8 protein-coding genes are annotated in these 12,262 nt (G+C 72.5%); 4 read left to right on the top strand and 4 right to left on the bottom strand.

Features of this window, described 5'->3' with window-relative positions:
- On the top strand, positions 1–2,442 hold the full coding sequence (pepN, locus tag ACH4DZ_RS31245; protein ID WP_398290760.1) for an aminopeptidase N: 2,442 nt from the start codon (positions 1–3) through the stop codon (positions 2,440–2,442).
- Positions 2,443–2,469: 27 nt separating this feature from the next.
- Here pepN and rox read toward each other — a convergent pair whose 3' ends face one another.
- On the bottom strand, positions 2,470–3,897 hold the full coding sequence (gene rox, locus ACH4DZ_RS31240; protein ID WP_398290759.1) for a rifampin monooxygenase: 1,428 nt from the start codon (positions 3,895–3,897) through the stop codon (positions 2,470–2,472).
- Between the two features lie 219 nt (positions 3,898–4,116).
- Positions 4,117–6,192, bottom strand: coding sequence for an MMPL family transporter (locus ACH4DZ_RS31235; RefSeq protein WP_398290758.1), 2,076 nt, complete (start codon positions 6,190–6,192; stop codon positions 4,117–4,119).
- A 120-nt stretch (positions 6,193–6,312) separates the two neighbouring features.
- Here ACH4DZ_RS31235 and ACH4DZ_RS31230 point away from each other — a divergent pair, with 120 nt between their 5' ends.
- Complete coding sequence (locus tag ACH4DZ_RS31230) at positions 6,313–6,792, top strand: MarR family winged helix-turn-helix transcriptional regulator (RefSeq protein ID WP_398290757.1); 480 nt, start codon at positions 6,313–6,315, stop codon at positions 6,790–6,792.
- Between the two features lie 16 nt (positions 6,793–6,808).
- Here ACH4DZ_RS31230 and ACH4DZ_RS31225 read toward each other — a convergent pair whose 3' ends face one another.
- Together ACH4DZ_RS31225 and ACH4DZ_RS31220 are read right to left on the bottom strand one after the other, a co-directional pair.
- On the bottom strand, positions 6,809–8,836 hold the full coding sequence (locus tag ACH4DZ_RS31225; RefSeq protein WP_398290756.1) for a hypothetical protein: 2,028 nt from the start codon (positions 8,834–8,836) through the stop codon (positions 6,809–6,811).
- Positions 8,837–8,971: 135 nt separating this feature from the next.
- Positions 8,972–10,216, bottom strand: a complete 1,245-nt coding sequence (locus tag ACH4DZ_RS31220) for a DUF418 domain-containing protein (protein WP_398290755.1) — start codon at positions 10,214–10,216, stop codon at positions 8,972–8,974.
- Between the two features lie 175 nt (positions 10,217–10,391).
- Here ACH4DZ_RS31220 and ACH4DZ_RS31215 point away from each other — a divergent pair, with 175 nt between their 5' ends.
- Together ACH4DZ_RS31215 and ACH4DZ_RS31210 are read left to right on the top strand one after the other, a co-directional pair.
- Positions 10,392–11,057: a response regulator gene (locus ACH4DZ_RS31215; protein WP_398290754.1), complete on the top strand. Its 666-nt coding sequence runs from the start codon at positions 10,392–10,394 to the stop codon at positions 11,055–11,057.
- Between the two features lie 56 nt (positions 11,058–11,113).
- Positions 11,114–12,196: a sensor histidine kinase gene (locus ACH4DZ_RS31210; protein ID WP_398291101.1), complete on the top strand. Its 1,083-nt coding sequence runs from the start codon at positions 11,114–11,116 to the stop codon at positions 12,194–12,196.
- The last annotated feature ends 66 nt before the right edge of the window (positions 12,197–12,262 follow it).

Genomic DNA, 12,262 nt, shown 5'->3' with positions numbered 1-12,262 from the left:
ATGGCGATCCGGAGCCTGACCCGTACCGAGGCGGAGCGCCGCGCCGCGCTGTTGACGGTGGAGCGGTACGACGTGGACATCGACCTCACCGCTCTGCCCGAGGGGCCGGAGGTGCGGTGCGTCTCCACCGTGACCTTCACCTGCCGTGAGCCCGGCGCCGAGACCTTCGTGGACTGCGCGGCACGGGTGGTGGGCGCGACACTCAACGGCCGCTCCCTCACCCCCGGCGGAGACGGCCGCATACCCCTGCCCGCCCTGGCCGGGCACAACGTGCTGCGCGTGGAGAGTGTCCAGGCGGACACGGCCACGGGCGAGGGCGTGCACAGGGCGACCGACCCCGCGGACGACGAGGTCTATGTGTGGATGAGCTTCGAACCGGACGAGGCCCGGTTCGTCTGGGCGTGCTTCGACCAGCCGGACCTCAAGGCCCCGCACGCCTTCACCGTCACGGCCCCGTCCGGCTGGACCGTCACCGGCAACTCCGGCGGCCCGTGCGTCGAGGAGCTGGACTCGGCCCGCCGCTGGACCTTCCCGGACACCCCGCCCCTGTCCGTGTACAACACCGTCATCAACGCGGGCCCCTTCCACGAGATCCGCCGCGAGGCCGACGGGTACGACCTGGGCCTCTACACGCGCCGCTCCCTCGCCCCGGTCCTCGACCGCGACGCCGACGACGTCTTCACCCTCACTCGCCAAGGGCTCGCCTTCTTCGGCGAGGCCTTCGGCATGCCGTTCCCGCAGCGCACGTACGACCAGGTGTTCATGCCGGAGTTCGGCGGGGCGATGGAGAACTACGGGTGTGTGACCTGGTCGGACGGCTTCCTGCGGCGGGCCGCGCCGACGCCCGCCGAGCAGGAGCTGTTCGCGAAGGTGCTGCTGCACGAGATGGCGCACATGTGGTTCGGCAACATCGTCACCATGCGCTGGTGGGACGACCTGTGGCTGAACGAGGCCTTCGCGGAGTTCGCCTGCCACTGGGCCGCCGAGCGTGCCACCCGGTTCACCGACGCGTGGGCGGGACACCTGGCGGGCGACAAGCTCAGGGCGTACCTCGCCGATCAGGGCCCGGTCTCGCATCCGATCCACCAGCCCATCCACGACGTCGCGCAGGCCGCGTCGATCTTCGACAACATCACCTACCCCAAGGGCGCCTCCGTCCTCCAGCAGCTCATGACGTACGTGGGCGAAGAGCGCTTCCGGGCGGGCATGAGCGCCTACTTCGCACGCCACGCGTGGGGGAGCGCCACGCTCCAGGATCTGATCGACGCTCTCTCCGAGGCCGGTGGCCGGGACCTGGACGCCTGGCGCACGGCCTGGCTCGCGACGGCGGGCACCGACCGCTTCACCCTGGAACGCGACGGCGACGACGTCACGCTGGTGGCCGCGGGCGACCCCCGCCCGCAGGTGCTCGCGGTGGGCGCGTACGGGAGGAACGGCGAGACACTGGAACGCAGGGCGCTGGTCCGTGTCGAGGTGACGCGGACCCGCACCCCGGTCACGGGTCTGCCGCCCGGAACGGACCTCGACGTCCTGCTGATCAACGACGAGGACCTGACCTTCGCCACCACCCGGCCCGACCCCACCGCCAGGGACGCCTTCTTCCAAGCGGCGGCGCTGTTGCCCACGGCCATCTCCCGCGGGGTGGCCACGGCGACCGTGTGGGACATGCTGGTCAACGGCGAGGCCACCGCGGCGGAAGCCGGGCGGTGCGTCACCGCGGTGCTCACCGCCGAGACGTCCGACGCCGTCATCGAGCCCTGTCTGGCCCTCGCCGCGGACATCGCCGAACGGTGGGCGCCGCCCGGCGAACGCGCCGCCCTGACGGCCGCGGTGGCTACCGCCTGCCGGCACCTGGCCACGGACCCCGGCCGCCGCCGGGTCGCCCTGCGCGGACTGGCCCGCACCGCCGCGACCACGGACGACCTGGCCCGGCTCCGCCGAGAGGCGGGTGACGACGTGGACCTGCGCTGGCGCGCGCTGGCCCGGGCGGCGGAACTGGGCGAAGAGGTCGCCTCGGAGACCGCCGTCCTGCTGGCCCGCGACCCGGACCCCGACGCCTGGGTCCGCGCCCTCACCGTACGGGCCGCGCTGCCCGACCCCGCCGCGAAGGCGGAGGTCTGGCAGCAGCTGGCGGTGGACCGCGCGGTCCCGCTCAGCGCGGTCGGCCAGGTGGCGACGGCGTTCTGGCGCCCCGCCCAGGACGCCCTCCTGGCGCCCTACACCGAGCACTACCTGGACCTCGTTCCGCGACTGCACCGAGGCGGCATGATCCCGGCGATGATCTACGCGGGCCGTCTCTTCCCGCCGTACGCCATCGACCTCACGTACGTCGAAAAGGTGCGGCACGCGTCCCGGGAGGCGGTCCCGGTGGTGCGCAACACCCTCCTGGAACGCTCGGACGAACTGGCCCGCATGCTCCGCTCGCGCACCCGGACGGCCTGAAGCGGAGGGGGAGTTGGCGCAGGACGCTCAACCGGCCGCGCTCCCGAACCACTTGGGCAGGTGAGCCAGCAGGTCCCGCTGGTCCTCGCCGGCCCATGCCACATGGCCGTCCGGCCGCAACAGCACGGCGGGTACGTCCAGTTGCCCGCTGCCGTCGACGACGTGGTCGATGCGGTCCGTCCAGCCCGACACCGAGAGCCGGCCGGTCCGGTCGAGCAGCAGACCGCGTCCTTCGTGCATCAGCGAGTAGAGGCGCCCGTGCTTCAGGTCGAGGTCCCGCATCCGGCGGCCGAGCAGGTCGTGGCCCTCGCCGAAGTCGTAGCGGACCCCGACCGCGGTGATCATCTCGGTCACATAGCGGTTCACCTCCTCGAAGTCCATCAGCTTCGAGAACAGCTCCCGCAGCGCGACCGCACCCGCGTCCGTCCCCAGCAGCGTGATCTGCGCACGCGTGTTGTCGATCACGCGTGCGCCCACCGGGTGCCGTTCGTCGTGGTAGCTGTCCAGGAGCCCTTCCGGCGCCCAGCCGTCGATTGCGGCGGCCAGCTTCCAGCCGAGGTTGAAGGCGTCCTGCACACCGAGGTTGAGCCCCTGCCCGCCGGTCGGCGGGTGGATGTGCGCCGCGTCCCCCGCCAGCAGCACCCGCCCGACGCGGTAGCGCTCCGCCTGCCGGGTGGCGTCACCGAACCGGGACAGCCAGCGAGGCGAGTGCACACCGAAGTCGGTGCCCGCGACGTCCCGCAGCCGCTGCTTGAACTCGTCGAGGGTCGGCGCGGTCGCCCGCTCCTCGGCCACCCCGTCGGCGGGCACGATGACGCGGTACGTTCCGTCCCCGTTGGGGATGGTGCCGAAGCGCAGCTGGGTCTTGCGGACCTCCGCGACGACGGCGTCGACCGACGCCGTGTCCGCGGTCATCTCCATGTCGCCCAATAGCGTCTCGACCGTGGCGGGTTGGCCGGGGAAGCCGACGCCGAGCAGTTTGCGCACCACACTGCGCCCGCCGTCGCACCCGACGAGATGGCGCGAACGAAGGCGCGTACCGTCCGTCAGCTCGACGCCCACCCCGTCCTCGTCCTGGCTCAGCCCGGCCACTTCCCGGCCGCGCCGGATCTCGGCACCGAGTTCGACGGCCCGCTCTTCGAGCAGTCGCTCGGTGACCGGCTGCAGGGTGGAGAGACCGTACGGGTGGGCCGTGTCCAGTTGGTCCGGCCATGGCTTCATGATGCCGCCGAAGAGCCCGCCGGCCTGGAACTTCTCACTGACCGCGAGGAAGCGGTCCAGCAGCCCGCGCTGATCCATCATCTCGACGCTGCGCGTGTGCAGGCCACGGCCCCGGGTCTCCGCGGTCGGCTCCATCAGCTTCTCCAGCACCACCACGTGCGCACCGTGCAGCCGCAACTCGCCGGCCAGCATCAGGCCGGTCGGTCCCGCGCCCACAACGATCACGTCAATCATCAAAACCTCAACTCGGCGACGTAGAGACTCCGAAGCCGGTCCGGTGGTTTCCGGCTTCGGCCGGTGATTCTGCGCCACGACCGGGGTCTTGCGGCAAGCCCCCCGGTGCGCTATAGCTTGAGAAAGGCAAGGAGCACACGACTCCTTGCCTTTCTCGTTGCCCCTGTCCGCCGCTGCGCCGTGGGGCGTCGCCCCCGCTCGTCACGGTCGGTCCGCTCGTTACGGTCGGCGTGCGAGGCGGCCGGGCCACCAGACGGCCGGGCCGGTGTCCCGTACCAGGGCCGGCACCAGCAGCGAGCGCACCACGATGGTGTCGAGCAGCACGCCGAAGGCGACGATGAAGGCGATCTGCGCGAGGAACGCGAGCGGGATGACGATCAGGGCCGCGAAGGTGGCGGCCAGGACCACCCCCGCGGAAGTGATCACTCCGCCGGTGGCGATCAGCCCGCGCAACATGCCCTGCCGTGTGCCCAGCCGCAGCGTCTCCTCCCGCACGCGTGACATGAGGAAGATGTTGTAGTCGACGCCGAGCGCGACGAGGAACACGAATCCGTACAGCGGCACCGAGGCGTCCGTACCGGAGAAGCCGAAGCCGTGCCGGAACACCAGGCCCGCGATCCCGAGGGTGGCGAGGTAGTTCAACGCCACGGTGGCCACCAGGATCACGGGCAGCAGGAGGCAGCGCAGCAGGACGACGAGGATCGCCAGGATGATCGCCAGGACGACGGGGATGATCAGGGTCCGGTCGTGCTCCGCGGTGCGCTGGGTGTCGTACTGCTGCGCGGAGTAGCCGCCCACCAGAGCGTCGGCGTCGGCCGTGTGCAGCCGGTCGCGCAGCTTCTGCACCGTGTTCTTCGCCGAGTCGGTGTCCGGCGCGGAGTCCAGGACGGCGTCGATGCGCACCCGGCCGTCCACGACCAGCGGCTTCCCGTCCGGCCGCCCCGACGAGGACACCGCTCGCGCCTCGGCGACCCCCTTCGTCGAGGCGGCGGCGCGTGTGACCTCCGTACGCCGGTCCGCGTCCGCGATGATCACGACCGGCTGGCCGGAGCCGCCGGGGAAGTGCTTGCCCAGGGTCTCCTGCGCCGCGACGGACGGTGCGTCGTTGACGAACAGCTCGTCCAGGGGCACACCCTTCGACTGCAGCGCGGGGAAGAACGCCGCACCCGCCACGAGCAGGGCGGCGGAGGCCATCCACAGCCGCCGGGGGCGTGTGTCCACCCAGTGGGCGACGCGCCGCCAGATCCCGTGTCCGCCCGTCTCCGCGTCGGCCGAACGGGGCTTCGCGGGCCAGAAGGCCACCTTGCCCATGAGGGCGAGCACCGCGGGCAGGAACGTCAGCGTCGTCAGTACGGCGCACACGATGCCGATCGCCCCGACGGGCCCCAGCGCGCGGTTGTTGGTCAGATCGCTGAGCAGCAGGGCGAGCAGCCCCAGGGCCACGGTCGCGGCGCTGGCGGTGATCGCGCCGAAGGAGTCGCGCAGCGCCTTCCACGCGGCCTGGAAGCGGTCGTCGCTGCGCGCGAGTTCCTCACGGAAACGCGCCGTCAGCAGGAGGGCGTAGTCGGTGGCCGCGCCGATCACGAGGATGGACAGGATGCCTTGCACCTGACCGTCTACGCGCACGATGTCGTGGTCGGCCAGCACATAGACGATGGCACAGGCGATGCCGAGCGCGAAGACGGCGCTGATGATGATCGTGAAGGGCAGCAGAACACTGCGGTAGACCAGCAGCAGGATGAGCAGAACGGCTGCCAGCGCCACTCCCAGCAGAATCCCGTCGATGCCCGCGAAGGCCTCGCTCAGGTCCCCCTGGGTGGCCGCGGGTCCGGCGATCTGGACGCGTGCCCCGGGGACGTCACCCGCGGCCTTCTCCAACTCGTCCAGCACCTCGCCCAACCGCTCCCCGAGATCCGGGCGCAGCGGAACCACGCCCTGCAGCGCCGCTCCGTCCTGTGAGCGCAGGGCCGGTGAGGGCCGGCTCTCGACACCCTCCACGTCGGCGAGCGACTCCAGGACCCGGGTCGCCGAGCCCTGTTGGGCCGTGGAGACCTCACCGCCGCCGTCGGCGGTCCAGACGAGGACGGCCGGCAGGGTCTCCCGCTCGGCGAAGGCCTTCTGCTGCTCGATGACCTTGGTCGACTCGGCGTTCTGCGGCAGGAAGGCCGCCTGGTCGTTCGTCGACACGTCTCCGAGCTTGCCCGCGTACGAGCCGAACGCTCCGCCGAGACCGAGCCAGACGACGACGAGGACAAGGGGGACCAGCCATCGGGCGGGTCGCCGCACGGTGTTCATTGACTTTCTCAAGAGCTTTCCCAACAGGCGTGGCACAGGACAGGGACCGGACAGCGGTCAAGGGCAAATGTATCTCAATGAGAAAGTATCTCAAGCGTTGAGAGATATTATCCTTGTGCCATGCAGCCCAACAGTTCGGACAGCCATGAAGGCCCCGCCAGCGATCTCCAGGCCTACGCCGTCCTGCTGCGTGCGCTGAACAGCGAGTTCAACCGGATCGCCCACTCGTTTGCCCAGGCCAACGAACTGCATGCCACGGACGTCCACGCACTGGCCGCGATCCTGGACGCCTCGGCGACCGACGGTGAGCCGATGACGCCCTCGCGCCTGCGGGAGCGCCTCGACCTCACCTCCGGAGCCGTCACGGCCTGTCTGGACAGGCTCGAACGCGCGGGCCACATCAGCCGCACGCGAGAGAGCACCGACCGCAGGGTGGTCCACCTCACCTACAACGCGGGCGCCCGTGCGCTCGCCCGCGAGTACTTCCGCCCTCTGGCGCGCAGCACGGAGGCCGCGCGGCAGAAGTTCACCCCCGAGCAGCTGGAGACGATCGCCGACTTCCTCCACGCCCTCAACAGCGAACTGAGCAACGAGCGCTGAGCGGGTGACCGCGTCGTCAGGGAGCCCGGACCTCGGCGCGCCGGGGGAGTTGTCCGACGACCTCCGCGTCGGTGTTCTTCGGGGCACGGACGGCGAGGTAGCGCCCGTCGGCCTTCGCACGCAGCGGCCCCGACGCCTCGATGCGGCCGACGGACCTGCTCCCGGCGGCCAGCAGGTACGAGGATCCGGACGGGGCCCGCCAGTCGACGTCGGCCAGCACGTCCTGGCCGAACCGGCTGCACTCGGCGGTGTTCTCGCGGACACCGGCGGAGCGGGCGGGCCCGGTGCCCTGGCCGAGGAAGAGGTACTCCACGCGCCCGGGGCCGCGCCAGGTGTCGGCGCGGGCGCACACCCAGGTGGCCCGTCCGGCGTGCTCGGGCAGATCCTGCCGGGCGAAGACCCAGTGGTTCACCGCGCGCACCCCCTGGCCGCGCATTCCGTCCAGCCGGCAGGCGGTGCGTGCCCAGCCCCGCAGTGCGTCCGGTCCGGTGGCCTCCCGGGGCGGGCGCGGACGCACCCCCGGCTCCGGCGGCGGCATGTAGGTCAGATGGACGGGCGAGAGGCCGCCGAGGTCGGTGAGCAGGAACGCGTGCTTCTCGACGATGCGTGCTGAGGACCGCAGTTGCACGACGGGCCAGGCACGGCAGTCGCCGTCGGCCGACGGCACCGGCAGGGGTTCGGTGACGCCGCGCCCGGAAAGGGACACGTCCCGGGCCGGCGTGTCGGGTGCCAGCAGATCGCGGGTGCCCGCCTCGGCGATCCACGGCGCCAGCAGCATCCGTACGGATGCGGGGGTGCGGGAGACGACGACCGCGGCGGCGGTCGTCACGCCGGCGCCGTCGGTGAGGGCGGACACCAGCTCGCGTGCGCCGTCGCCGTGCAGCGGTTCGCTGTAGCGCATGGTGGTCAGGTCGTCGTGCAGGACGACGACCGCGCGTCCGTCGACGTCGTCGGCGAACAGCAGCTGCGGCGCCCGGCCGGTGCCGGTGGACGCCGCTCCCGCCTCCTGCGACCGCCGCCCCCGCCAGGACGGGTCCGACCAGGCCCGCAGGGCGCGCTCCAGCAGCGCCCGGTCGCCGGTCCGCGCGCCGCGGGCGGGCCAGGCCGTGAAGTCGACCCGAGCGGTGTCCGCCCAGACGCCGGCGGGCGTACGGCGCAGCAGCGCGGCGTCCGCCGCCTTCGAAGCCGTCCACCGGGGTCCGCTCTCGGCGGGGACACCGCTGTCGCCCGTGAGGGAGAGGGAGGTGGCTCCGACGCACGCGGCCAGCAGGGCGACGGTCACGGCCGTGCGCACCCGGTGTCTGCGCCGGAGCAGGTCCGTCGGCCGGGCGTGCAGCAGACAGGGGTCGAACTCCGGGGCGAGCAGGGCGGACACGGGTGTCCCGGAGCCGTCGGCCACCGACGCCGGCCGAGGTCCGGTGGCCGCGTCCGCCGCACCCGTGCCGCCGCCGGTGCCCGAGGTGTGGGGGCCGCTCCCGTCGATGAGCCGCCCGGCGGCCAGGAGGGCTTCTCCGGGCTCGGCCACGCCGGTGTCCCGCAGGGCGGCAGCCGCGTCGTCGGCGGACAGCTTCTCCAGGACGAGCAGTGCGACGGCCGCCCGCACAGGCCAGCCGGCCTGCGCGAGGGCACGGTCGAGCAGCAGTTCCTCGGCGCCCCCGGACTGGGGGAAGACCCGCAGCCCCCACACCGCCGGGAGCGCGGGGCGTCCCGCCCACCGCCCCCACCGGCGGGGAAGCGGACCGGGTCGCGCGTCCTGGGCCATGGCCGCCCGCAGCACGGACGTCCGCAGGGCCCCGTACTCGTCCGGGTTCCGGGTGTCGCCCGCGCGGCGCCGGCCCGGTATGGCGGCCCCGCGGTGGGGCAGCGCCCGCTGCACGAGGCCGTGGGCGGCCAGGACCCGGCGGTGGCGGCCGGGAGAGCGGGGGAGGGTGACGTAGACCAGCCGGACCAACCGCGCGTAGTGCTCCATGAGTGCGGCTTCCGCGCGCCGCACATCGAGCACACGCGGGTCGCCGTCCGAGGGTGTCTGCCAGCGCACAAACATGATCGCTTAGCTCTTTCGGGGGACGAGGAAGAACTGTCAGTACGGTCAAACGAGTGATCTTCGATGCCGTCACCTTGGTTGTCGCATCCCGCTCACGCCCCCGGCCCGGCCGAACCCGGCGGGCCGTAACGGGTGTTACCTGATGTGACGCGTGATGCGAGTGGCGCCGTGCAGCACGTACTCCAGCGGACCGCGGCGGAAATACCGCGTCCAGACGGTCGCCAGCAGCATGGCCGCGGTGACGAAGGCGAGCAGCGCGACCACGGCCGGGCCGGGATCCTCCTCCATGCCGACCACGTGGATGGCGAGGATGTGCGCGACGTAGGCGGTCAGCGAGATCGTGCCCACGGCGGCGACCGGCCGGACCAGTCGTGTCAGAAGCGGCATCCGGGCGGCGACGGTGACGCACGCGGCCACCACGAGCAGGGCGGCACCGGTGTTGCCCAGGACGGAGAACGCGGTCTGGCTGTGCGGTGCGCCCACCAGCAGCCAGGCGGCCGGGGCGTCGTCGTCGACGTCGCCCACGCCGTCCGACCACCAGGCCGACGCCGCCCCGCCGCCGTCCGTGGCCGCGGCGACCGCGGTGAGGGCGCCCGGGACGAGGTGCAGGGCCAGCCAGGAGCCCCCGTGGCCGAGCACGGCCAGGCCGCCGCCGGTCAGCGCGAGCCGGGTGCGGGTCCTGGCCCGGGCGAGGTCGAGGCGGGCGACCGCCATGCCCGCGATCACGAACGGCGTCCAGGTGAGCGCCGGGTACTCACCGGTGAACAGCAGTTCGAGCAGGCCGTCGGTGTCGCTGACGCGCGCCAGCGGATCCGCCGCGATGATCGTGTCGGCCCGGTCGCCGTGGTGGATCGACTGTCGGATCACGTACAGCAGTACGGGCATGAGCAGCGCGCTCGCGGCGGCGAGCAGCGCCAGGGTGCGGGCGCGCAGCCGGTACAGCGGCAGGACGAGCAGGAAGATCAGCCCGTAGAAGGCGAGGATGACGTCGACCTCGGTGTCCAGGGCGGTGAGCGCGTAGCCCGCGGCGATCAGGATCAGCGCGCGCAGCACGACCTGGCCCACCGCCTGCCGTCCGGCCCGGCCGGTGCGCGGCCGCGGGCGACCGGTGATGAGGACCAGGGAGAACCCGGCGAGCAGCGCGAACAGCGCGGAGGACCGGCCGCGGGCCAGCTCGGCGAGGAAGCCCACCGGCCCGCCCACTGCCGGCTCGGGGCCCACATGGGCGGCGTACATGCCGAAGACCGCGAGGCCGCGGGCGAGATCGATACCGATGAGCCGGCCGGCCGAGGACATGAGGGGGACGTCGGCCGGCCGGCTCGGCCGCGGGACCGGCGACGAAGGGGCCGGTGCGGAGGCTGAAGTCGCTTCGTGCGTCATGGGTTCCAGGCTGACGTCGCACACCGGTCCGGGCCCATCCGGCAAGTGGCCGACATCATCCGGCCGACCGGCTGGAAGCCATCCGTCGCCCAGCGGGAAACGTCACCGAGGGAACCCCCGGGCGGTCTCCCGCGTGGTACGAATCCTCAGGCGGTCGACGTCGATGGGGGCGCACGTGATTCGCGTACTGGTGGTCGACGACGAAGCGTTGATCCGCACTGGCTTCGAGCACATCCTCTCCGCGGCCGACGACATCGAGGTGGTCGGCGCGGTCGTCGGCGGCCAAGCGGTGGAGGCGGTACGGCGGTTGACGCCCGATGTGGTGCTGCTGGACATCCGGATGCCGGACGTGGACGGGCTGAGCGTGCTGGCCCAGCTGCGGCTTCTGCCGGTGACCCCGGTGGTGGCGATGCTCACGACGTTCGACATGGACGAGTACGTGGCCGCCGCCCTGCGCTCGGGAGCGTCCGGGTTCCTGCTCAAGGACACCGATCCCGTACAACTGCCCGTGCTGGTACGCACGCTGGCCCAGGGCGGGGTCGTGCTGTCCTCCTCCGTCACCCGTACCGTCGTGGACGGCTATCTCGCCAACGGCCCCCAGCGGGCCGCCCTGCGCCGCGTCACACAGCTGACCGGCCGTGAGAAGGCCGTCCTGATCCTCATCGCGGAAGGGCTGCCCAACGCCGCCATCGCCGCACGGCTGCACCTGAGCACCGGCACGGTCAAGGACCATGTGAGTGCCCTGCTGTCCAAGCTGCGGGTGGGCAGCAGGGTCCAGGCCGCCCTGCTGGCCGAACGCGCGGGCCTGCTCAAACCACCGAGCGCCCAGGCGGAAGGGTGAAGTCCCCCGCGCGCCCACGGCAGTGGGTCGCGGACCGGCGCGTTCCGGCCCCCGTGATGGACGTCCTCCTCATCGGCGTCTCCCTGCTGGACATCTGGGTGCACATCGAGGCCGACGAACCGCAGCGCAGGGCCGTCGCACTGCTGGCCGCGGTCGCGCTGGCGCTGCGCCGCCACCTTCCGCTGGCGGCCTTCCTGTGCGCCCTGCCGGCGGCCCTGGTCAGCGACGCGGTGTTCGCCACCCTCGCCGCGCTGTACGCCCTCGCCTCGCTGAGCCGCAGCCGGGTGCTCCTGGTGTTCTGCGCACTGCTCTTCGCCGCGTGCGACAACACCTGGTGGATGTGGCCCACGCCGGCGTTCGCCGACTTCTCCGATCCGTCCGACCTGATCAATGTCACCTACAGCCTGGCCACCGCGGCGGCGCCGGTCTTCCTCGGCCAACTCGTGCAGGCCCGCCGCGAACTGTCGCTGCGGCTGGCCGAGATCTCCCAGGCGCGCGAGCACGGACGCGAACTGCTGGCCCAGAGCGTGCTGGCCAAGGAACGCGCGCAACTGGCCCGGGAGATGCACGACGTGGTCTCCCACCAGGTCAGTCTGATCGCGGTCCGCGCGGGAGCGCTGCAGGTGGGCAGCGAGGAGCCGATGGCGCGGGAGGCCGCGGCCACCATCAGACGGCTGAGCGTGCAGACCCTGGAAGAACTGCGGCACATGGTGAGCGTGCTGCGCGCGGGCGGCAGCCGCCCCACGGAACTGACCCCGCAGCCGTCCCTGGCCGATCTGCGGCGGCTGGTCGACACCAGCGGTATCGAGACGGAGCTGCACACCGACCTGCCGGACGCCCTGCCCGCGACCATCCAGCGCGCGGTCTACCGCACCGTGCAGGAGGCCCTCACCAATGTCCGCAAGCACGCCCCCGGCGCAAGGGCCGCCATCCGTATACAGCTCACCGGAGGGACGGTACGGGCCGCCGTCACCAACACCGCGCCCACCCGGCCCGCCCTGCTGCTGCCCGGCGCCCATCACGGCCTGGCGGGACTGCGCCAGAGAGCCGAGCTCCTGGGCGGCACCGTCATCGCCGGCCCCGCCGCCGACGGCGGTTACGAACTCCACCTGTGCCTGCCGCTGCGGCAGACGCGGTGAGGTGCGCCGGTCGCGCGAGCGGCGGGTTCCCTGCCCCCGCCGGACGGGCCGCGCCCGGCGGGGACC

Origin of the sequence: Streptomyces sp. NPDC017991 (assembly GCF_044328075.1) — a bacterium.
Classification (GTDB): Bacteria; Actinomycetota; Actinomycetes; order Streptomycetales; family Streptomycetaceae; genus Streptomyces.
The sequence above is the reverse complement of the archived record's forward strand: the minus strand, read 5'-3'. Positions and strand labels throughout refer to the sequence as shown.